The 22,618-nt window shown below is 61.5% G+C and carries 21 protein-coding genes; 18 read left to right on the plus strand and 3 right to left on the minus strand.

Features of this window, described 5'->3' with window-relative positions:
- The first annotated feature begins 35 nt into the window (after positions 1 to 35).
- The 11 genes from WH91_RS00540 (at position 36) to WH91_RS00590 (ending at position 10,025) form a co-directional block, all read left to right on the plus strand.
- Entirely contained in the window at positions 36 to 434 is a 399-nt protein-coding gene (locus WH91_RS00540; protein ID WP_046169059.1) for an FtsB family cell division protein, read from the plus strand.
- A 115-nt stretch (positions 435 to 549) separates the two neighbouring features.
- Entirely contained in the window at positions 550 to 1,569 is a 1,020-nt protein-coding gene (gene pdhA, locus WH91_RS00545) for a pyruvate dehydrogenase (acetyl-transferring) E1 component subunit alpha (protein WP_046169060.1), read from the plus strand.
- 8 nt (positions 1,570 to 1,577) lie between these two features.
- On the plus strand, positions 1,578 to 1,967 hold the full coding sequence (locus WH91_RS00550; protein ID WP_046169061.1) for a hypothetical protein: 390 nt from the start codon (positions 1,578 to 1,580) through the stop codon (positions 1,965 to 1,967).
- 1 nt (position 1,968) lies between these two features.
- Positions 1,969 to 3,357, plus strand: a complete 1,389-nt coding sequence (locus WH91_RS00555) for a pyruvate dehydrogenase complex E1 component subunit beta (protein WP_046169062.1) — start codon at positions 1,969 to 1,971, stop codon at positions 3,355 to 3,357.
- 50 nt (positions 3,358 to 3,407) lie between these two features.
- Entirely contained in the window at positions 3,408 to 4,766 is a 1,359-nt protein-coding gene (locus tag WH91_RS00560) for a pyruvate dehydrogenase complex dihydrolipoamide acetyltransferase (RefSeq protein ID WP_425285331.1), read from the plus strand.
- 12 nt (positions 4,767 to 4,778) lie between these two features.
- Positions 4,779 to 5,426: an SGNH/GDSL hydrolase family protein gene (locus WH91_RS00565; protein ID WP_046169064.1), complete on the plus strand. Its 648-nt coding sequence runs from the start codon at positions 4,779 to 4,781 to the stop codon at positions 5,424 to 5,426.
- Positions 5,427 to 5,428: 2 nt separating this feature from the next.
- On the plus strand, positions 5,429 to 6,013 hold the full coding sequence (locus WH91_RS00570; protein WP_052952492.1) for a GNAT family N-acetyltransferase: 585 nt from the start codon (positions 5,429 to 5,431) through the stop codon (positions 6,011 to 6,013).
- A 3-nt stretch (positions 6,014 to 6,016) separates the two neighbouring features.
- A complete protein-coding gene (lpdA, locus tag WH91_RS00575) occupies positions 6,017 to 7,456 on the plus strand; it encodes a dihydrolipoyl dehydrogenase (protein WP_046169066.1) in 1,440 nt (479 codons plus the stop codon).
- A gap of 47 nt (positions 7,457 to 7,503) precedes the next feature.
- Complete coding sequence (locus WH91_RS00580) at positions 7,504 to 8,541, plus strand: Gfo/Idh/MocA family protein (protein ID WP_046169067.1); 1,038 nt, start codon at positions 7,504 to 7,506, stop codon at positions 8,539 to 8,541.
- A gap of 87 nt (positions 8,542 to 8,628) precedes the next feature.
- On the plus strand, positions 8,629 to 9,582 hold the full coding sequence (gene lipA, locus WH91_RS00585; protein ID WP_046169068.1) for a lipoyl synthase: 954 nt from the start codon (positions 8,629 to 8,631) through the stop codon (positions 9,580 to 9,582).
- Positions 9,582 to 10,025 carry a type II toxin-antitoxin system RatA family toxin gene (locus WH91_RS00590; RefSeq protein ID WP_052952493.1) on the plus strand — a complete coding sequence of 148 codons (444 nt, stop codon included), beginning with the start codon at positions 9,582 to 9,584 and terminating at the stop codon, positions 10,023 to 10,025. Before lipA ends, WH91_RS00590 begins: the two co-directional genes overlap by 1 nt.
- A gap of 149 nt (positions 10,026 to 10,174) precedes the next feature.
- Here WH91_RS00590 and WH91_RS00595 read toward each other — a convergent pair whose 3' ends face one another.
- Entirely contained in the window at positions 10,175 to 10,681 is a 507-nt protein-coding gene (locus WH91_RS00595) for a CinA family protein (RefSeq protein ID WP_082101922.1), read from the minus strand.
- The gene (locus tag WH91_RS00600; protein ID WP_046169069.1) at positions 10,681 to 11,871 is read right to left on the minus strand and encodes a bifunctional 2-C-methyl-D-erythritol 4-phosphate cytidylyltransferase/2-C-methyl-D-erythritol 2,4-cyclodiphosphate synthase; all 1,191 of its coding nucleotides are present in this window, start codon (positions 11,869 to 11,871) and stop codon (positions 10,681 to 10,683) included. Before WH91_RS00600 ends, WH91_RS00595 begins: the two co-directional genes overlap by 1 nt.
- A 178-nt stretch (positions 11,872 to 12,049) precedes the next feature.
- On the opposite strand from WH91_RS00600, the gene dusB reads away from it, so the two are divergent.
- From dusB to hflX, 7 genes are all read left to right on the plus strand, one after another.
- The gene (gene dusB / locus WH91_RS00605) at positions 12,050 to 13,051 is read left to right on the plus strand and encodes a tRNA dihydrouridine synthase DusB (protein WP_074797224.1); all 1,002 of its coding nucleotides are present in this window, start codon (positions 12,050 to 12,052) and stop codon (positions 13,049 to 13,051) included.
- Entirely contained in the window at positions 13,048 to 14,193 is a 1,146-nt protein-coding gene (locus tag WH91_RS00610; protein ID WP_046169070.1) for a two-component system sensor histidine kinase NtrB, read from the plus strand. Before dusB ends, WH91_RS00610 begins: the two co-directional genes overlap by 4 nt.
- A complete protein-coding gene (gene ntrC / locus WH91_RS00615) occupies positions 14,190 to 15,638 on the plus strand; it encodes a nitrogen regulation protein NR(I) (protein ID WP_046169071.1) in 1,449 nt (482 codons plus the stop codon). Before WH91_RS00610 ends, ntrC begins: the two co-directional genes overlap by 4 nt.
- 196 nt (positions 15,639 to 15,834) lie before the next feature.
- Entirely contained in the window at positions 15,835 to 18,171 is a 2,337-nt protein-coding gene (locus WH91_RS00620; protein WP_074797227.1) for a sensor histidine kinase NtrY-like, read from the plus strand.
- Positions 18,171 to 19,553: a nitrogen assimilation response regulator NtrX gene (ntrX, locus tag WH91_RS00625; RefSeq protein WP_046169073.1), complete on the plus strand. Its 1,383-nt coding sequence runs from the start codon at positions 18,171 to 18,173 to the stop codon at positions 19,551 to 19,553. Before WH91_RS00620 ends, ntrX begins: the two co-directional genes overlap by 1 nt.
- A 183-nt stretch (positions 19,554 to 19,736) precedes the next feature.
- Entirely contained in the window at positions 19,737 to 19,985 is a 249-nt protein-coding gene (hfq, locus tag WH91_RS00630; RefSeq protein WP_046169187.1) for an RNA chaperone Hfq, read from the plus strand.
- A 75-nt stretch (positions 19,986 to 20,060) separates the two neighbouring features.
- Complete coding sequence (gene hflX / locus WH91_RS00635) at positions 20,061 to 21,416, plus strand: GTPase HflX (protein WP_082101923.1); 1,356 nt, start codon at positions 20,061 to 20,063, stop codon at positions 21,414 to 21,416.
- Here the strand turns inward: hflX and mazG are convergent.
- On the minus strand, positions 21,413 to 22,222 hold the full coding sequence (gene mazG / locus WH91_RS00640) for a nucleoside triphosphate pyrophosphohydrolase (RefSeq protein ID WP_046169074.1): 810 nt from the start codon (positions 22,220 to 22,222) through the stop codon (positions 21,413 to 21,415). The genes hflX and mazG overlap by 4 nt on opposite strands.
- Between the last annotated feature and the right edge of the window lie 396 nt (positions 22,223 to 22,618).

Consider the following 22,618-nt stretch of genomic DNA (forward strand, 5'->3'; position numbering starts at 1 on the left):
AGTCATAGTGGTCTTATTCATTCCCTGGTTTGCTCATGCCCACTCGCCTCAAACGTCCCGCAATCTGGCGCCCACTGGCACTGACCGTGGCGCTGCTTGGCTTTCAGGGCTATCTCGGCTTTTCGGCGATCGGGGGCCAGTTCGGCATTGAAAGCCGGACGCAGATTCTGCTCGATATCGATCAGCTCAAGGGCAAGTCCGCCGCGCTGCAGGCCGAAATCGACTCGTACCGGCACCGTGCCACACTGATGGACACACGCCGGCTCGACCCCGATATCGTCACCGAACGGGCTCGTGCACTGCTGAATATGGCCAATGCCGACGACATCATCGTCATGGTTGACCCGGTATCCGGTAAACCACTTTCCGGTAAATTCGAAGAATTAGCCGGAGATAAGTTAACTCACCTTCTCGAAGCAGATTCAATCCTTTAGCTCCGGTTTGGTACGGAGCAGGGGCATTGCTTTCTGCCTTATCCTTGCGCTATGATAGGCAAGTGTGGCCAGATCGGGCCAAGCGGCAATTCCATTCCGATGCGGAGCGTTTTCTATGGCGCGTAAGGCTGTGGCCACCAAGGCCAAGACGCAATCCAATATTCCCGAATTTACCAAGGAACAGGACCTCGAAGCGTATCGCGAAATGCTGCTGATCCGGCGTTTCGAGGAAAAGGCCGGCCAGATGTATGGCATGGGCCTGATCGGCGGGTTCTGTCACCTTTATATCGGCCAGGAAGCGGTCGTGACCGGCATCACCATGGCCAGCGAAAAGGGCAAGGATGCCCAGATCACCGGCTATCGCGATCACGGCCACATGCTGGTCATGGGCCTCGACCCCAAGGGCGTCATGGCCGAGTTGACCGGCCGCTCCGGCGGTCTCAGTCGTGGCAAGGGCGGCTCGATGCACATGTTCTCGAATGAGCATCGCTTCTATGGCGGCAACGGCATCGTTGGCGCCCAGGCTTCGCTCGGCACCGGCCTGGCTTTTGCAGCGAAATACAAAGGCGACGGCTCGGTCTCAATAGCCTATTTCGGCGACGGTGCAGCCAACCAGGGCCAGGTCTACGAGAGTTTCAACATGGCCAAGCTGTGGAAGCTGCCGGTCGTGTTCATCATCGAAAACAACAAATACGCTATGGGCACCTCGATCGAGCGCGCCTCGGCAACCACCGATTTCTCGCAGCGCGGCGCCTCGTTCGATATTCCGGGCGAGCAGGTCGACGGCATGGACGTTCGCATGGTTTATGACGCTGCCCAGCGCGCTATCGAACATGCTCGCTCCGGCAAGGGCCCGTTCATCCTCGAAATGCTGACCTATCGGTATCGCGGCCACTCGATGTCCGATCCGGCAAAATACCGGACCAAGGAAGAAGTGACGCAGTATCGGCAGGAGCGCGATCCGATCGAGCAGGTCAAGGCGCGCCTAATTGCGGGTGGCTTCCAGACCGAGGAAGAACTCAAGGCCATCGAGAACGGCATTCGTGCCATCGTCACCGAAGCCGCCGATTTCGCCACCAATGATCCTGAGCCCGATGCTGCCGAGCTCTGGACCGACATAACCATCAGCGCCTGAGGCGATAGATGAGCATCCTGCTCGGAGTCATCCTGCTGTTTGCGGTGCTCACGCTGGTCGTGGCGGTCATGCAGGCCGTCGCCATTGTTCGCGTGGCGCCGGCCGGCGAACGGCTGGCTGGTTTCATGCCGCTGGGCTGGTGGAAATTCCGCCAGATCGAGCAGAAGGCCGGACCTGCCGCCGCAGCGCCGCTCAATATTTACAAGCGTGCCGTCATCGCTTTCCTGGTTTTCCTGCTGCTGGGCGTCGTGCTCAGCGGCTGGGCGGTGAACCAGCGACCGGCGCCTGCTACGGCCTCTCTTGGGGCTGAAACAAGCGTCATTCGTTCCGAATTCGCCTTCAATACTGACCTTCGCCGCGTGGCCACCATGCCCGGCGCACTATTCCTGGAGAGCTGATATGCCCCAAATCCTGATGCCCGCGCTGTCGCCCACCATGGAAGAGGGCAAGCTGAGCAAGTGGCTGGTCAAGGTCGGCGATACCGTCTCGTCCGGCGACGTGCTGGCCGAAATCGAGACCGACAAGGCCACGATGGAAGTCGAGTCGATCGATAGCGGCGTGGTCACCGAACTGCTGGTCGCCGAAGGCACCGAAGGCGTTCCGGTGAATACCCCGATTGCAGTGATCCTGGCGGAAGGAGAAAGCGCTGCACCGGCCCCCGTCGCCAAGACTGCACCCGAACCCTCTGAGGCGCCAGTCGTGCCTGCAGAGAAGGCCGCCGAGGCCGCGCCGTCGCAAGCATCCGTGCCGGCGGCTCCGAAGTTCCAGGCCGAGAACGATCCCGACCTGCCCGAAGGCGTCGAGATGGTCGAGATGACCGTCCGCCAGGCGCTGAACGAGGCGATGGCCGAAGAACTGCGCCGCGATAAGGACGTCTTTATCATCGGCGAGGAAGTTGCCGAATATCAGGGCGCCTACAAGATTACCCAGAACCTGCTGCAGGAGTTTGGCCCTGAGCGCATCATCGACACGCCAATCACCGAGCATGGCTTTGCCGGTCTCGCGGTTGGGGCCGCCTTTGCCGGGCTCAAGCCGATCGTCGAATTTATGACCTGGAATTTTGCGATGCAGGCAATCGACCAGATCATCAACTCGGCCGCCAAGCAGCTCTATATGTCGGGCGGTCAGGTCAAGGCGCCGATGGTGTTCCGCGGCCCCAACGGCGTTGCCTCGCGCGTCGGCGCCCAGCACAGCCAGGATTATTCTGCCTGGTACAGCCACATTCCGGGCCTCACCGTCATCGCGCCTTACAGCGCTGCCGACGCCAAGGGCCTGCTCAAGGCGGCTATTCGTTCGCCCAATCCCGTTATCTTCCTCGAAAACGAAGTGCTGTACGGCTCGACCGGCCTCGTCCCCAAGATGGACGATTTCCTGCTGCCCATCGGCAAGGCTCGCATCGCCCGCAGGGGCGCCGATGTCACCATCGTGTCGTTCTCGATGGGCATGCGCTACGCCACCCAGGCCACCGAAAAGCTGGTCGCTGCCGGCGTGGACGTTGAACTGATCGATTTGCGCACGCTGCGCCCGCTCGACAGCGACACAGTCATTGAATCGGTCAAGAAGACCGGTCGCCTGGTCACCGTCGAAGAAGGCTGGCCGCAGGGCGGTATTGGCGCCGAACTGTCGGCCCGCGTCATGGAGCAGGCGTTCGATTATCTCGATGCGCCAGTGCTGCGCGTCACCGGCAAGGATGTACCGATGCCCTACGCCGCCAACCTCGAAAAGCTGGCGCTGCCCAACGTCGATGAAGTCATCGCGGCAGTGAATGCCGTGACCTATCGCTCGTAAGGAGAACCGGGATGCCAATCAATATCACCATGCCGGCGCTCTCCCCCACGATGGAAGAGGGCAAGCTTGCCAAGTGGCACGTCAAGGAAGGCGACAGCGTCTCATCCGGTGACGTGATCGCCGAGATCGAAACCGACAAGGCCACGATGGAAGTTGAGGCTGTCGACGAGGGCAAGATCGGCAAGATTCTCGTGGCCGAAGGCACCGAGAACGTGAAGGTCAATGCCGTGATCGCCGTGCTGCTGCAGGACGGCGAAAGCGCCGACGCAGTGCCCGCGCCACAGGCTGAAGCTCCGAAGGCTGCTCCGGCTGCCGAGGCGCCCAAGGCTGACGCCGGTACGGTGACCCGCGCCGATGCGGCAACGCAGACCGCGCCGACCGCCAAGGCTGACACCAACAGCAATTCTGGCTCTAGCGCTCCGGCTGCAAAGCCTGCGGCTGCTCCGGCGCCTGCCAAGTCCGACGGCGGCAAGGTGTTTGCCTCGCCACTGGCACGGCGTCTGGCCAAGGAAGCCGGCATTGAGGTTTCTGCCATTTCCGGCACTGGGCCCAAGGGGCGCGTCGTCAAGTCCGACGTCGAAGCCGCCAAGTCCGGCAAGACGCCGCTCAAGGCCGCAACGGCTTCTGCTGCATCGGCTCCAGCCGCTGGCGGCGCTGCGCCGACCGGGATGACCAAGGCGCAGGTTATCGCGCTGTACGAGGAAGGCAGCTTCGAACTGGTGCCCAACGATGGCATGCGCAAGGTCGTCGCCGCGCGCCTCACCGAGTCGAAGCAAACCGTGCCGCATTTCTATCTGTCGCTCGATTGCAAGATCGATGCGCTGATGTCGGCTCGCGAGCAGATTAATGCGACTGCGCCAAAATCCAAGGACGGCAAGCCGGCCTTCAAGCTGTCGGTCAATGACTTCGTAATGAAGGCCTGGGCTGTCGCTCTGCAGCGCGTGCCGATGGCCAATGCCACCTGGGCCGGTGACTCGATCCTCTATCACAAGCGCTCGGACGTGGCGGTTGCCGTGGCAGTGCCGGGCGGCCTGTTCACGCCCGTTGTCAAATCCTGCGATACCAAGACGCTTCGGGAAATCTCCGAAGAGGTCAAGGACCTTGCAGGCCGCGCCAAGTCCAAGAAGCTCGCGCCGCATGAGTATCAGGGCGGCGCCTCCTCGGTGTCCAACCTCGGCATGTTCGGCATCAAGAGCTTTTCGGCCGTGATCAACCCGCCGCATGGCACCATCCTTGCGGTCGGTGTCGGCGAAGAGCGCGTCTATGCCGACGCTGGCCAAGTCAAGATCGCCAACTTCATGACCGTGACCCTGAGCTGTGATCACCGCGCCGTCGATGGTGCCCTCGGCGCCGAACTGCTCGGCGTCTTCAAGGGCCTGATCGAAAACCCGGTAATGATGCTGGCCTAGGGGCAGGGCGCCATGAAAACCATTCTAGCCTATGGCGACAGCCTGACTTATGGCGCTAATCCGCGGCCCGATGGGCTGCGGCATGCCTATGAGAACCGCTGGCCGACCGTGCTGGAACAGGGGCTTGGCGGCAATGTCCGGGTTATTGCCGAGGGCCTTGGTGGCCGCACTACGGCGTTCGACGATGGCTCGGCCTTGTCGGACCGCAATGGCGCGCGCATCCTTCCGGTGCTGCTCGACACGCACAAGCCACTCGATATTGTCATCATCATGCTCGGCTCCAATGACCTGAAGCCGGCGATCCACGGCCGCGCGATTACCGCGTCCTATGGCATTCGCAAGCTGATGCAGGTGGTGCGCGGCCATTTCGTGCAGCCCGGCGATTTGATGCCCAAGCTGCTGATCGTCAGCCCGCCGCATCTGGTTGAGACGAAACATCCCGAGATGGGACTTCACTTTGGCGGCGAGGCTGCCATCGCTGAGTCCAAGGCCATGGCTGGCTATGCCCGCACCCGCGCGGCTGAATATGGCGCCGAGTTCTACGATGCCGCCGACGTGGCGCACGCGGACCCGCTCGATGGGGTGCATCTCGACCCGGCCAATACCCGCGCCATCGGCACGGGGCTGATCCCGCTCGTTAAATCCATGCTGGGCCTTTGAGCATGTCGATTTCTGTCAGGCCGGCCCGCAAGTCCGATGCCGCCGAGATTGCCTTGCTGGTCAATATCGCGGTGCATGGCAGCGTGGCGAAGGGCTGGGCGCAGGACAAGCAGGCTGAGGGCACCTATGAGCCGCTCGAAGTCGGCCGGCTGGAAATGCTGAAAGACGATACACCCTTCGGCTGGCGCAGCGCCTTCATGGCCGAGGCGGACGATGAAGTGGCGGGCATGCTGCTGGGCTACCGCAAACCCGATGCACGCGAGCCGGTGCCGGTGAATACCTGGGCGCCGATGCGCCCGATCCAGGAGCTGGAAGCGGAGGCCCATGGCCGCTGGTTCATCTCAATGCTGGGCGTGCACAAGACCTGGCGCGGCAAGGGCATAGGCTCGGTGCTGCTCGACCATGCCGAGGCACAGGCAAAAAATACACAGGCGCGCGGCCAGGCATTGGTCGTCGAAGACGCCAATGCCGGCGCTCGCAAACTTTATGAAAGCCGGGGTTTCTCGGTGACAGCAAGCCGTCCCATGGTGCCGTTCCCCGGAACGCCGCAACATGGTTCGGACTGGCTTCTGATGGTGAAGGAATAAATCATGGCTGACCAATACGATCTTCTCATCATCGGCGCCGGCCCCGGCGGCTACGTCGCGGCCATTCGCGGCGCGCAACTGGGCATGAAGGTGGGCATTATCGAGCGCGAGCATATGGCTGGCATCTGCTCCAACTGGGGCTGCATTCCCACCAAGGCGCTGCTGCGCTCGGCCGAAATCTACGGCCACATGAGCCATGCCAAGGACTATGGCCTGACCGCTGAAAAGTTCGGCTTCGACGTCGACGGCATCGTCAAGCGTTCGCGCGCCATTGCGGCGCAGATGAACAATGGCGTGCAGTTCCTGATGAAGAAGAACAAGGTCGACATCATCTGGGGCGAGGCCGTCATCACCAAGCCGGGCGAGGTCAAGGTCGCGCCGACCAAGAAGGCCATCGTGCAACCGCAGGGGCCGGTGCCGAAAAACCCGCTCGGCGAGGGCACCTACACCGCCAAGCACATTATCATCGCCACCGGCGCACGGCCGCGCGTGCTGCCCGGCATCGAACCCGACGGCGACAGGATATGGACCTATTTCGAGGCGATGATGCCGGCCGCCATGCCCAAGTCGCTGGTGGTGATGGGTTCGGGCGCCATCGGCGTCGAGTTTGCCTCCTTCTACCGCTCGATGGGTGCGGACGTGACCATCATCGAACTGCTGCCGCAAATCATGCCGGTCGAAGATGCCGAGATCGCCGGCCTTGCCCGCAAGCGCCTCGAAAAGCGCGGCATCAAGATCCTCACCGATGCGAAGGTCGCCAAGGTCGAGAATACGGCTGACGGCGTCACCGCCCATGTCGAACTCAAGGACGGCTCCAAGAAGCAGATTTCTGGCGAGAAGCTGATCTCGGCTGTCGGCGTGATGTGCAATATCGAAGGCCTCGGCCTCGAGACAGTCGGCGTCAAGACCGACCGCGGCGCGATTGTAATCGACCAATACGGCGCGACCAACGTTGCCGGCATCTGGGCCATCGGCGACGTCGCCGGGCCGCCCATGCTTGCGCACAAGGCCGAGCACGAAGCGGTCATTACCGTCGAAAAAATCGCTGGCCTCAAGGTGCATGGCCTCGACAAAACCAAGGTGCCCGGCTGCACCTATTGCGAGCCGCAGGTGGCCAGCGTCGGGCTGACCGAAGCCAAGGCCAAGGAACTGGGCCGCGAGATCAAGGTCGGGCGCTTCCCCTTCGCCGGCAACGGCAAGGCGATCGCGCTAGGCGAACCGGATGGTCTTGTGAAAACCATCTTCGATGCCAAAACGGGAGAACTGCTCGGCGCCCATATGGTGGGCGCGGAAGTCACCGAGTTGATCCAGGGCTTCGTCATCGCGATGAACCTCGAGACCACCGAGGAAGAGCTGATCCACACGATTTTCCCGCATCCGACATTGAGCGAGACGATGAAGGAAAGCGTTCTGGCTGCTTATGGGCGCGCGCTGAACATCTAGCCGCCGCTTTCCACAGGCATCACACAGGTTTTCAAGGAGTTATCCACATGGTCAAGGCGATACAGGTCGGCCTCGGACACTGGGGATTTAGCTGGACCAAGGAAGTTATCCCCAAAGTTCCCAATATTGAGATGGTGGGCTATGTGGACAACAATCCCGAGGCGACCAAGCGGGTTCAGACCGAGCTCGGGATCGACGAGAAACTGTGCTTCCTCAACCTCGAGGATGCGTCCGCCGTGGGTGCCGACCTGGCGATCTGCACGTTGCGGACCGAGGCGCATTATCCGGTGGTGAAGCGCTGCCTCGAACTGGGGCTCAATGTCATCGTCGAAAAGCCGTTTGCGTCGACCATTGCGCAGGCCAGGGAACTGGTGGAACTGGCGCGTGCCAATGGCCGCGTGCTGATGGTCAGCCAGAATTATCGCTTCCAGCCGGCGCCGATTGCTGCGGCCGAGCTGATCGGCGCGCAAAAGTTCGGCCCGGTGAACCTGGTGTCGATCGAATTCCGCCGCCACGCCCCGAGCCAGGGCTACCGCTATTGGGACATGCCAGATCCGCTGCTGGCCGACATGTCGATCCACCATTTCGACCTGATGCGCATGGTGCTGGGCGACGAGCCCAAGCGCGTTTCGTGCCGCACCTGGAACCCAACCGCCAGTCCCTTCGGTCACCACCCAATCGGCGTGGCGACACTGGAATTCGAAAAGGGCACCATCGCCTCCTATCGTGGCAGCTGGATGAGCAGCGGCCCAGTGACGCCCTGGGCGGGCGAATGGACCATGGATTGCTCGGAAGGCGAGATCATCTGGAGCTCGCGTGACCACTTCATGGGCAAGGCCGGTCCGGACAAGCTCAGCCTGCGCGAGCGTGATGGGGAGGCTAAGCCGCTCGACCTGCCACCGATCGAGCTGGCCGACCGTACCGGCACGCTGGGCGCCATCGCCAAGGTGATCGAGACAGGCTCCATGCCGGCGCGTTTCAGCTCAGGGGAAGATAACCTCCACTCGCTGGCGCTGGTGCAGGCGACGATCCTGTCTGCCTCACGCGGTGGCGACTGGGTCGATATCGCCGAGATCATGCAATAGGCGACTGCGCGCTAGGCAAAAAGGCCGGGTTGAACTGGCCGCCTTTGGGAGCGATATAACGGGCACACTGCCCAGTCAGGACCTCAAGTGGTTACGCTCATAGACAATTCGGCTCTCAAGCCGCGCCACCCTGAAAAGGCCAATCGGCCAGATAGCGTGGTTTTGCGCAAGCCGGACTGGATCCGCGTCAAGGCGCCGGGATCCCCGGTCTACAAGGAAACCCAGCAGATCGTGCGCGAGCATGGGCTGGTAACAGTGTGCGAAGAGGCCGGCTGCCCCAATATCGGCGAGTGCTGGTCCAAGAAGCACGCCACCATGATGATCATGGGCGAGATCTGTACCCGCGCCTGCGCCTTCTGCAACGTGCGCACCGGCATGCCTGGACCGCTCGATCCCAACGAACCCGAGAACGTGGCCAGCGCTGTCGCCAAGCTGGGCCTGCAGCATGTCGTGATCACGTCGGTCGACCGCGACGATCTGGCCGATGGCGGCGCGCAGCACTTCGCCGACGTCATCCGCGCCATCCGCGCTGCGACGCCGATGACCACTATCGAAATCCTGACGCCGGACTTTCTGCGCAAGGATGGCGCGCTCGAGATCGTCGTGGCGGCCAAGCCCGATGTATTCAATCACAACCTCGAAACCGTGCCGTCGAAATACCTCAAGGTGCGTCCCGGCGCCCGCTATTTTCATTCGATCAGGCTGCTTCAAAAGGTCAAGGAACTCGACCCCACCATGTTCACCAAGTCTGGGATCATGGTCGGCCTCGGCGAAGAACGGAATGAAGTGCTGCAGTTGATGGACGACCTGCGATCAGCCGACGTGGATTTCCTGACCATTGGCCAATATTTGCAGCCGACCAAGAAGCACTATCCCTTGCAGCGTTTCGTGACGCCGGACGAATTCAAGTCGTTCGCCACGGTCGCCACTGCCAAGGGTTTTGCACTGGTCTCCTCCAGCCCGCTGACACGCTCCTCGCACCATGCCGGTGAAGACTTCGCGCGCCTCAAGGGTGCTCGCTTGGCCAAGATGGGTCACTGATGAAACGCTTCTTCGAGCGGCATGTGCCGCACCTGCCGCAGCGCATGTATGAAATCGTCGCTGATCTCAGCGATTATCCGCGCTTCATTCCCAACTGCAAGGCGATGGATGTCCGCCCGGACCCCGCCGCCGGCGATGCCGATATCCGCCTCGCCAGGATGACGCTGAATTTCGGCCCGGTCACCCAGACCTATACCAGCCGCGTTAAGCTCGACCCGGTCGCGCAGACCATAACGGCCAAGGCCGTCGATGGACCCTTCGCCTATCTCGACAGCGTTTGGAGCTTCGAGCCCGAAGGCATGGGCACCCAGGTGCGCTTCCTGATCGACTTCAAGATATCCAATCCCTTCATCGCCGCCGTGGCCGAACCCGCCTTCGCCGCCAAGCAGGAAGAGATCATGCGCGCCTTTGCCGACGAGGCGGATAGCCGGTTCGGGAACTGATCCCAGCGTCGCATTTGTCAAGCAGGTCATGACCATTGCTCGTGCGCGCAGCCTACGTAGCGGGCCGGGACGCCATCAATTGGACATCTGGCAGCAGGCGATCGTGCCAGCCCTCGCATGGCTGGCACCCGTATCGGCGCAAGCCGCGACTAGTCCTCGACGCCCGTCAGCACCTGGAGCACTAAATCCAGCGCGGCCTTGACGCTGGCCTTGCGGATTTCGTCGCGGCCAAGGTCGCCAAAGCGATGCTCAATGACCACCGTAGCCAGTTCTGAAGATACCGCGACATAGACGAGGCCAACCGGCTTCCTGTCGCTGCCGCCGTCGGGACCGGCGATACCGGTGACCGCTACTGCATAGTCCGCATGCGCCGTGTTGCGTGCCCCGTCAGCCATGGCGCGGGCGACCTGATTGGACACCGCGCCATAATCGCGTATCAGCCGCGCCTGCACGTGGATCATCCGCGTCTTGGCTGTATTGGCATAGGTGACGTAGCCGCCATATAACGCCGCCGAGGCCCCCGGAATATCGGTTAGCGCCGCGGCGATCATGCCGCCCGTGCAGCTTTCGGCAGTGACGATGGTCTTCTTTTTTTCGGTGAGCAGATCGATGATCTGTTTGCCCTGATCAGGGGTTGCCGGTGCTTTGGCTGCCATTAGTCCCCCCTCGGCATTTCTACACTTGCGCTCGCCATGGCCACAATTCCTTCCTCCCGCCCGGTAAACCCGAGCTGCTCGCTTGTTGTCGCCTTGACCGCGATTCTGAATGTCGCAATTCCCAGCGCCGCCCCGATGACTTCGCGCATCGCCGGAACGTGGACAGCAATCCTCGGCGCTTCGCAGACGATTGTCACGTCCAGATTGACGATGCGGCCGCCTGCTTCATTAACAAGTTTGCCGGCATGCTTGAGGAACACCGTGGAGGCCATGCCGCGCCACTGCATGTCGGATGGCGGGAAATGGACGCCGATATCGCCTTCGCCAATGGCTCCCAGAATGGCGTCGGTCAGCGCGTGCAGCGCCACGTCGGCGTCGGAGTGGCCCTTGAGCTTCTTGTCATGCGGAATTTTGACCCCGCCCAGCCAGACGCCGTCGCCGGGCTCGAAGGGATGCACGTCAAAGCCGGTACCGACGCGGGTTTCCATGGCGATATCTCCACCAAAAATGCGCTCTGCCCGCGCAAAGTCCTCGGGACGTGTAATCTTGAAGCTGTCGACGTGCCCCGCAACCATTGCGACGCGCAGGCCGGCCCATTCGGCGATTTCTGCATCGTCGGTGAACTGCCGGCGGATTGTCGACGCCCGCATGTGGGCGGAGAAGATTTGCCCGAAGCGGAAACCCTGCGGCGTCTGGGCGGCAAACAGCTGTTCGCGGTCCTCGGTGGCCGCGACCTGGCGCCCATCCAGCGAGCGCTTGATGGTGTCAATGACGCGAAGTGTGGGCAGGGCGCCTTCAAATCGCTCGAGCGCCTCCACCACATCACCAATGACTTGGGGGGGTGCGAAAGGCCGGGCCGCATCCTGGATCAACACCAGGTCGGGTCGCTGCGGCGCCAAGGCCTTGAGACCTTCAAGCACCGAGGCTTGGCGCGACGTGCCACCGATGACGGGCGCAAGTAGGCGCTCATTTGAAAAACCTAGCGCGGCGTAGCGGTCTGCATGGTCCGCATGGATAACAGCTGTTACCGATGTCACGAAGGGAAGATCCAGAAAGGCCTGAACCGTCCGCGCCAATACGGGTTTACCGCCGACAGGCCGATACTGCTTGGGGTCGATCGAGCCGTCGAGGCTGGCACGTTCCCCTTTTCCCGCAGCGACGATGATGACGGCAATGGACTTTGGACGCATGGAAACCGGGCACTCTAGACTTGAAAACGTCATATCGTCGTGGTCTAGCGCCCACTATGCCATGCGGCAAGTGCAGGGCTGCCGCACTCTGTCCAGAGCCATTTAAGGTGTTGCGCTGGACACTGATTTGACTATTGTGCAGGCAATATTTCAAAAGTGACCATTTCTGGGGCAGTTTGTGTCGGACAGTGCCTGCAAGTTGAGCATCGGGAGCCACGTGGTTCGCAACAATGCTTTCCTGGCGCCCATGGCCGGAATCACCGATCGCCCCATGCGCAAGCTGGCCGAACGCTTTGGCGCTGGCATGGTGGTTTCCGAAATGATCGCCAGCAATGCACTCGCCGTCGGCAACCAGGATATGGCGCGCAAGCTGGGGAAGCCGGGCACGCTGCCGCATATGGTGCAACTGGCCGGCTGCGAGGCCGAATGGATGATCCGCGGTGCCAAGATGGCGCAGGATGCTGGTGCGGATATAATCGACATCAATTTTGGCTGCCCGGCCAAGCGCGTCACCAACGGATTTTCGGGCTCAGCGCTGATGCGCGTGCCCGACCATGCCATGACCCTGATCGAGGCCGTGGTCAGAGCCACGCCGCTGCCGGTCACGGTCAAGATGCGGTTGGGCTGGGACGACGAAAGCCTCAATGCGCCCGAGATGGCGCGGCGCGCCGTCGATGCCGGCGTCAAGATGATCACGGTGCATGGTCGTACCCGCCAGCAGTTCTATAAGGGCAGCGCCCGTTGGGAATTGGTGCGCGCCGTCGTGGAAGCCGTAAATGTGCCAGTCGTGGTCAATGGCGACATCATCGACCTAGCGACCGCTCGCGAGGCGCTTGAGAAATCCGGTGCCGCTGGGGTGATGCTGGGCCGCGGCGCGCAGGGCCGCCCCTGGGCCGTGGCGCAGATCGGGGCAGGGCTCTCGGGACAGGCTGGACCCACCATACCGCAGGGCGCCGAACTGGCCGCGCTGGTGGTTGAGCATTACGAAGACATGCTGATCGAATATGGCATTGCCGTTGGCCTGCGCGCCGCGCGCAAGCATCTCGGCTGGTATACCGAGGCAGCGGGCATCGTGCTGGGCAAGCCTGCGCGCAATGCCTTCCTCAATAACGAAGAGCCGGCTGACGTCCTGCGTCAGATTCAGAGTATCTTTGCCAACGAACAAAGGGCGGCCGCATGAGTGCGATCGAGGCTGCGTCATCCTCTCCCATCAACGATCCGGCCGCTGCCACTGCGGTGTTGCAGGCCTTGCCGCAGCCAATTATCGTCTGCGCTGAAGACCGTCAGATCACCTTCGTCAATTACGCCGCCGAGGCGTTTTTCGGTGCTTCGCTGAGCGTGCTCACCCGGCAGCGGCTGGACGACTTGATCGCCTTCGGCTCGCCCATCATCAGTCTTGTCGAGACCGTGGGTCTCCGCCGCGCCCCAATGACCGAGTATCGCGTCCGTGTCGGCTCATCGCGTTTTGGCGACGAGCGGATTGCGGACGTATTCGCAAGCCCTCTGTCTGACAATGATGGCCGTGTTGCCCTCCTGATCCAGGAGCGCACCATGGCCGACAAGATCGACCGCCAGATGGTGTCGCGTGGCGCAGCGCGCTCGGTGACAGGGCTTGCCTCGATGCTGGCCCACGAGATCAAGAACCCGCTCTCGGGCATTCGTGGCGCAGCGCAACTGCTGGAACAAACCGTTAGCAGCGATGAGATCCCGCTGGCGCGCCTGATCCGCGAGGAAACCGACCGCATCGTGCACCTGATTGACCGGGTCGAAGTGTTCGGCGACGAGCGTCCTATGGAACGCGAGCCGATCAATATCCACGTCGTTCTGGACCGGGTAAAGCTGCTGGCCCGCAACGGCGTGTCGCGCGGCATAGCCTTCTCCGAAGAATACGATCCGTCATTGCCGCCGGTCTATGGCAACCGCGACCAGCTGATCCAAGTCTTCTTAAACTTGGTGAAAAACGCCTCGGAAGCCCTTGAACGTACTCAAAAACCGGAAATAAAGTTCTCGACGGCCTTCCGCCCCGGCATCCGAATTGCGGTGCTTGGGGTCTCGGAGCGCATCTCACTGCCGCTCGAAATCGTCATCGAGGACAACGGTCCCGGCGTACCACCCGATATCCTGCCATTCCTGTTCGATCCTTTCGTGACCACCAAGCCCAATGGCTCGGGCCTCGGCCTGGCACTGGTTGCCAAGATCATCGGTGATCATGGCGGCGTCATCGATTGCGAAAGCAGGCCGGGTCGCACCAGATTCAGAATTCTACTCCCCGTCGCGAGTGGGGCCTTCCAGGCATCAATTGAAGAGGAAGTGGCAAAATGAGCCGTGTTGTCCTGCTCGCCGATGACGACGCAGCAATTCGTATGGTGCTCAACCAGGCGCTGACCCGCGCCGGATACGAAGTGCGTCCAACCGGCAATATCTCCACCATGTGGAACTGGGTGAGCCGCGGCGAGGGCGATGTGCTCATCACTGACGTCGCGATGCCCGATGGCAATGCCTTCGAGGTCATGCCCAAGATCAAGAAGCTGCGCCCCGACCTGCCGATGATTGTGATGAGCGCCCAGAACACCTTCATGACGGCGATCCGCGCCTCGGAAGTCGGCGCCTACGAATACCTGCCCAAGCCCTTCGATATCACTGAAGTGCTGTCGGTGGTGGCCCGTGCCCTGGCCGATGCCAAGAAGCCGACCAATGCCGAGCGCAAGGCCGCCGAAGAGCCTGGCGAGACCATGCCGCTCGTCGGTCGTTCTACCGCCATGCAGGACATCTACCGCGCCCTGGCACGGCTGATGCAGACCGACCTCACGGTGATGATCACCGGCGAGAGCGGCACCGGCAAAGAGCTGGTGGCTCGCGCCCTGCATGACTTCGGCAAGCGCCGCAATGGACCCTTCGTCGCCATCAACATGGCCGCCATCCCGCGTGATTTGATCGAAGCCGAACTGTTCGGCCACGAGAAGGGAGCCTTCACCGGCGCCAATACGCGCTCGTCGGGCCGCTTCGAGCAAGCGGAGGGCGGCACGCTGTTCCTCGACGAAATCGGCGACATGCCGATGGATGCGCAGACCCGCCTGCTTCGCGTGCTCCAGGAAGGCGAGTACACGATGGTTGGCGGTCGGTCCTCGATCAAGACCAACGTCCGTATCGTGGCGGCGACGCACCGCGATCTCAGCCAGATGATCCGCCAGGGCTTGTTCCGCGAGGATCTCTACTACCGTCTCAACGTCGTTCCGATCCGCCTGCCGCCACTGCGCGAGCGCGTCGACGACGTCGGTGACCTGGCAGCCCACTTCCTTCGCGTCGCGCAGCGCGAGGGCGAGCCGGTCAAGACCATTTCGGCCGATGCCATCCGGCTGATGCAAAACTATTCCTGGCCGGGCAACGTCCGCGAGCTGGAAAACCTGGTGCGGCGGCTTTCCGCGCTTTATGCCGACGAAAGCATCTCCGCCGAGATCGTTCAGAACGAACTCAACATCACCGAACGGCCCTCGTCGCCGGGCGCAGCCGGACCGATGGATGTATCCATGGCGGTGGAAACCCATGTGGGGCAACTGCTGCGAGAATATGAACCCAGTCTGCCGCCGCCGGGCCTCTACCAGCGGGTGATCGACAAGGTGGAAGCCCCGCTGATCGCCATGGCGCTCAATGCCTGCGGCGGCAACCAGATCAAGGCTGCCGATCTGCTGGGATTGAACCGCAACACGCTGCGAAAGAAAATCCGGACGCATAGCATCGAGATCGTCAAGCACAGCCGGCGAAATTAGAGCGGAATTACGAGGTATCCGGGTCCCGCGAGCCTAGTTCTCCGGGCGTAGAGGTCTGAAAACGCGCCACCGGCGCGTTTTTGCGGCGCAGTCGCCGACCTCTACTGTCACATTTTGGCAACATTTGTCTTGAAGGGTCGGCTGAATTGGGTCAGACTCGATCTTTTCGACGGAGACGGAGTGCCTTCGGGCATTGATGAGTGAACTAACGGCAACAGAACAACGGAACCTGCGGGGTCTGGTGAGCGACAAGGGCAAGCCGGTCAGTTCGCTGTTTTCGTCTGCCCACAACAATCGTCCACTACGCATCCTCGGCTTCATCGTGGTGTTTGCCTCGGTGCTGATGTCGTCGATCTCGTTCCTGATCCTGACCCGCGCCACCAATATCGAGCCGTCGACCACCGTCTGGACCATCATCTGGATCGTCACCGGCATACTCGTGCTGCTGGTGATCGCGCTGGTGGTGACCGAGGCGACGCTGCTGATCCAGGCGCGCATCCAGCGCCAGCCCGGCGCCGGCATGCAGATCCGCATGGTGACGATGTTCGCGCTTGTCGCGGCCCTACCGGCGGCTCTGGTGGCTGTGGTGGCGACGATCGCGCTTAATCAGGGCCTCGACCAATGGTTCTCGGAGCGCACCCGCTCCATGGTGGAAAGTTCACGCCTCGTCGCCCGCTCTTACATGCTCGAGCATGCCCAGGTGCTCCGCGACGACGTGATCTGGGTGGCCTCGGAGCTGGAGCAGGCACACGCCACCTACGACCAAGACCAGGAACGTTTCCAGCGCATCCTCACTGCGCTAGCGGTAACCCGCTCGCTGCCATTCACCTCGCTGGTCACCGCCGACGGCGAGACGCTAATGCGCGCCCAGATCGCCGTGCAGGGCGCCTATCCGCAATTGCCCGAGGGAATCACCGACGGTCTGGTGGAAGGCATTCCTGCCGCCATTGCGCCCGGCCGCATCAACCTTGTCGGCTCGGTGATCAAGCTACGGGGCTACGAAAACACCTATCTGTTTGTTGCCCGGCCGGTCGAGGCCGAGGTGCTCGAATACATGCAGCTCACCGACCAGAACGTCACCGAGTATCGACAATATGCGTCGAACCGGCTGGTGTTCCAGATCACCTTCACCATCCTTTATGTCGGCCTCGCAGTGGTGCTCTTGCTGGCCGCTTTGTGGATCGGTATCGCGCTGGCCAACCGCTTTGTCGATCCGATCCGTAACCTGATGGTTGCCTCGAACCGCGTCAGTAACGGCGACCTCGATGTGCAGGTGCCGGTGCTGGAGGGCAGGGGCGATCTGCGCGACTTGTCCAACGGCTTCAACCGCATGACGCTTCAACTCAAGAGCCAGCGCGAGGCGTTGGTCACCGCCAGCGAGATGAACGAAAAGCGCCGCCAGTTCACCGAGGCCGTGGTGGAAGGCGTGTCGGCCGGCATTATCGGTCTCGACGCCTTCGGGGCGGTAAACCTCGTAAATGCGCGCGCCTGCGACATGCTGGGTCGTAACGAAGTCGACCTGATGGGCGAGCCCATGGAACAGGTCATGCCGCTGCTGGCACCCACGCTGGAACGCGCCCGCTCTGCTCGTCGTGGCCAGGTACGTGACCAAATCCAGCTCGGCAATGAGACCGACCGGCGCACCTACCAGGTGCAGTTGACGCGCGAGGGCTCGATCACGGAGTCCAAGGGCTATGTGCTGACATTCGACGATATTACCGATCTTGAATCCGCGCAGCGCACTAGCGCCTGGGCCGACGTGGCGCGCCGCATTGCACACGAGATCAAGAATCCGCTGACGCCCATCCAGCTCTCCGCCGAGCGCCTTCGCCGCCGCTATGGCAGCCGGCTGGAAGATGACCGTGATGTGTTCGACAAATGTATCAATACCATCGTCCGCCAGGTTGGCGATATTGGCCGCATGGTCGATGAGTTCTCGGCCTTTGCACGCATGCCTGAAGCCGCGCCCGAGATCGCCGACCTGTCTGACACCGTCCGCCAGGCCGTGTTCCTCGAAAGCGTCCGGCTGCCCCAAATCACCATTCGCACCCTGCTGCCCGCAGAGTCGATCCATGCCTGGTTTGACAACCGGCTGATAGCCCAGTCGCTGACAAACCTGATCAAGAATGCGGTTGAGGCCTTCGAAATGGTTGATCTGACCGAAGGCTGGGAGCCCACTATAACCGTCGAGGCGCAACTGGAAGGCAATCATGCTCGCGTTGCCGTGTCGGACAATGGTAATGGCTGGCCAAAGGATAACCGCCAGCGACTGCTTGAGCCCTACATGACCACGCGCGAGAAGGGCACCGGCCTCGGTCTCGCGATTGTCGCAAAAATCATCGAACAGCATCACGGCATTGTGGAGCTGATCGACGCCGAGCCAGATCCATACGGACGGGTTGGCGCCTGCGTGACTTTTACGCTACCCCTGCAATCGCCCATGAAGTCACTAGAGGCGAAAAGCTCCAATCTCTCGGAGCCTACATCTGCCCAACAGGAGGAACCGCTGACGACAGCGGTGGTTCATAAGTAATGGCACTCGATATTCTTATCATCGACGACGAAGACGACATCCGCGATCTTATCGCCGGAATCCTTGAGGACGAGGGCTTCGAAACGCGGCAGGCGCATGACGCCGATAGCGGATTGAACGAAATCGCCCGCCGGCGACCCAGCCTGGTGTTTCTCGATATCTGGATGCAGGGCTCGCGGCTCGACGGGCTGCAACTGCTCGATGTATTCCAGAGCCAGCACCCGGACATGCCGGTAGTGATGATTTCCGGGCATGGCAATGTCGAGACGGCCGTGTCAGCCATACGCCGCGGCGCCTACGACTATATCGAGAAGCCGTTCAAGATCGACCGGCTGCTACACATCACCCAACGCGCCATGGAGGCGACCAAGCTGCGCAGCGAAGTTGCCGAGCTCAAGGAGCGTTCGGCCAGCAAGAACGCCGAACTCGTCGGCACTTCGCCGGCCTTGCAGCAGGTGCGCGGCACTATCGAGAAGTCCGCCCCGACCAATTCGCGCATATTCATTTCTGGCCCGTCTGGCGCCGGCAAGGGGCAGGTGGCCCGGCTGATCCATCAGCGCAGCCCGCGCACCGACTCGCCCTTCGTCGAGATCAACGCCTCGCTCTATGCCCCCGACGAAGTGCCGGTGGTGCTGTTCGGGCGCGAAACGCGCGAAAAGACCGGCATCCTCAAGGTGGAAGTGGGTGCGCTGGAAAAGGCTCATGGCGGCACGCTCTACCTGTCAGAAGTGACGACGCTGCCACCCCAGACTCAGGCCGTCCTGCTGCGTACGCTGGTGGAAAACCGCTTCAACCGCGTCGGCGGCACGCAGGCAGTGCCGATCGACGTGCGCATCATCTCCTCAAGCTCCCAGAACGTGGCGGCGCAGATCGAAGCAGGCGAATTCCGCTCCGACCTGTTCCATCGCCTGTCGATCGTCCCGCTGCCGATAACGCCGCTCAAGGAGCGTCGCGAGGACGTGCCGCCATTGGTGGCCCTATTCATCGAACAGGTCTGCCGCATGCACAACCTGCAACGTGTCACCGTCGGAGACGATGCCTTGGCCGTGCTGCAGGCCCAGGAATGGCCTGGCAATGCCCGACAATTGCGCAACTCCATCGAACGCTTGTTGATCCTGATGAAGGACCAACAGCCCGAGGATGGGATCATCACCGCCTCGATGTTGCCGTCGGATATCGGCGAAGTGCTGCCTACCGTAGGCGATACCGACGCATCAGCCCACCTGATGAGCCTCCCGCTGCGCGACGCCCGCGAAGTGTTCGAGCGCCAGTATTTGCTTGCGCAGATCGAACGCTTTGGCGGCAATATCTCCAAGACCGCTGAGTTTGTTGGCATGGAGCGCAGCGCGCTGCATCGCAAAATCAAATCGCTCGGGCTGTAGTGACCGGCGAAATATTCTGACGTGCCATGCAAATGGCGCGGTAGGCATAAAAAAGGATCTATGCCATAGTGGTGAGGGAGTGATGACACCATATTGGCGGGGACTGGGCGGCAGTTCTCTTGTCAGATGACAGCAAACTCACCGATAACAGCGACAATCAATGCCGCGACAAAAGAGGCCCGAATGCCCAGCGAAAAACAGCCTAATCTCCAGGATTCTTTCCTCAACCATGTGCGAAAGCAGAAGGTACCGGTCACGATATTTCTCGTGAACGGCGTGAAGTTGCAGGGTGTCATCACCTGGTTCGACAATTTCTGCCTGTTATTACGCCGCGACGCGCAGTCGCAGTTGGTCTACAAGCACGCCATCTCGACCATTATGCCCGGCGCGCCGATCCAACTGTTCGACCCCGAGACAAACACTGACGACTGAAGCGTCATTCGCATGGCGAAGGCGCAGTAACACACATGGTCGCTTCGGCGTTCCGAAGCGACCCAGCGAGCTGCAATGACAGAATTTGATGACGAAGAGGCCGTCCAGAAGGGCGGCCCGCAGGCGTTTATCGACAGGCGTTCCCAACAGACCCGCGCTGGTCTGGTCGTGCCCGACGTACGAGGACACACGTCCCAGCATTCCATCGAGGCCCGCAAGGCGGAGTTCGAAGGACTGGCGCATGCCATCCACCTGGATGTGGCATTTTCCGAGATCATCAAGGTCCGCGAGGTCAAGCCGGCCACGTTCATCGGCGGCGGCCATACCGAAAACCTGGCGGCCCGCGTCAAGGCCGAGGATATCGATATCCTGCTGATCGACGTGTCGCTGACCGCGATCCAGCAGCGCAATCTCGAGAAGGAAACCGGCGCCAAGGTGCTTGATCGCACTGCGCTGATCCTCGAGATTTTCGGCGAACGCGCTGCCACCCGCGAAGGCGTGCTCCAGGTCGAACTGGCCCATCTCAATTACCAGAAGGGGCGCCTCGTCCGCTCCTGGACCCACCTTGAACGCCAGCGCGGCTCCGGCGGTTATGGCTTTATGGGCGGCCCGGGCGAAACCCAGATCGAAAGCGATCGCCGCCAGATCACTGACCGTATTGTGCTGCTCGAGGACCGGCTGGAAAAGGTCAAGAAGACCCGCGCCCAGCAGCGCCAGCAGCGTTCGGACACGCCAATTGTCGCCCTCGTCGGCTATACAAATGCCGGAAAATCCAGCCTGTTCAATACCTTGACTGGGGCAGGGGTGTTTGCCGAAGACCTGCTGTTCGCAACCCTCGACACCACCGTGCGCAAGCTTGAACTGCCACATGGTCGTGAGGTCGTATTGAGCGACACGGTTGGCTTCGTCGCTGATCTGCCGACCGACCTGGTTGCTGCCTTCCGCGCCACGTTGGAAGAAGTGCTCGATGCCGACGTCATCCTGCATGCTCGCGACATCGCTAACGAGGATCATGCGGCCCAGGCGCAGGATGTGCTCAAGGTTCTCGGCGATCTCGGCGTTTCAGCCGAAACCACGTCGATCATCGAAGTCTGGAATAAGGTTGATCTGGTCAATGAAGCCGATCTGGTCGGCATCGCTCCTGCTAGCAAGGTTGCCGGTGTTGTGCACGCATCGGCCAAGACCGGGCAGGGCCTCGAAGACCTGAAACTGGCGATTGAGAAGGCACTGGGCGAGAAAAGCCGGACCTATCACGTCAATGTGCCGCATACGGCTGGTGCTGATATCGGCTGGCTGCATTCGCACTCGGAAATCGTCTCGCGCGACGAGCCGACGGAGCAGGGCTCCGGCTTCACGGTCCGCGTCGAACCCCGCCACAAGGCCGCCTTCCTCGAACGTTTCAACGGACGCATCAAAAGCTCTGACGCCTAGGCCTTATCAGCGGCGCGGATCTCGTTCCAATAACCGTCTAACCGATCGAGCCCGGCTTCCCTGGGCTCGATGCCGTCTTCGCGGCAACGCGCCTCGACGTGATGAAACCGCCGCGTAAACTTGAAATTGGCATCGCGCAGCGCTGCTTCGGGATCGAAACCGGCATGGCGCGCCAAATTGGCGACGGCAAACAGCAGGTCGCCGATCTCTTCCTGCACCGCAGCTTGGTCACCCGACGCATACGCCTCGACAACTTCAGCGAGTTCCTCATCGACCTTCGCCTTGACCGAGGCAAAGTCCGGCCAGTCAAAGCCTACCTTGGCAGCGCGTTTGGTCAGCTTGCCGGCGCGTGCCAAGGCAGGGAGCACGTTAGGAACGTCGTCGAGCAACGACGGCGTAGCGTCGCCCTTGCGCCCGGCCTTGGCCGCACGTTCCTGCGCCTTGATGGCCTCCCAGCGGTTCTCGGACGCCGCCGATGTTCCTGCCACCACATCGCCGAACACATGCGGGTGCCGCCGGATCAGCTTCTCGGTGATCGCCAGCACTACGTCGCCAATGTCGAAATGACCGGCCTCACTGGCCATCTGGGCATGATAAATTGGCTGCAGCAGCAGATCGCCGAGTTCTTCGCGCAGGTCAGAAAAATCCTTGCGCTCGATCGCGTCGGCGACCTCATAGGCTTCCTCGATCGTGTAGTGCCGAATCGAGGCAAAGTCCTGTTCCAGATCCCAGGGACAGCCACCATCAGGATTGCGCAGGGCGGCCATGATCTCGATGAGGCGGGAAATGTCGCGGGAAGGCAGCATGGTCATCTCCAATATATTCGTTGTCATGCCAGTCCGGCAGATCAGCCTGCGCCTCGCTGTCGCGGCTACTTCAATTTGACACTGGCCGACGCTTAGAACCAGGGAAAACCTGGCTTTACGCAGGTGCCCAATTTGGCACTGCCGTGGTCCATTCTGGCACTGCGCGGAATTTCGCAGGCGAATCTGGCACTACGCGGATGAGTCGTCATCGGCGTTCGAGGCTAGATTAATCGAACTTGAAATAAATTGCGGGAAGGTGGGGGCGTTATGCACACCTAAGGGCACCGATGGACCAGTTCCCCACGCCACATCCCGACGATCCTGGTTTCGTATTCGAGAACGCGATGTTCCGCGCGCTCGCCGATCCGGCGGCACGACACATCCTTGAAATTCTGA

Origin of the sequence: Devosia psychrophila (assembly GCF_000971275.1) — a bacterium.
In the GTDB taxonomy this organism is placed as follows: Bacteria; Pseudomonadota; Alphaproteobacteria; order Rhizobiales; family Devosiaceae; genus Devosia; species Devosia psychrophila.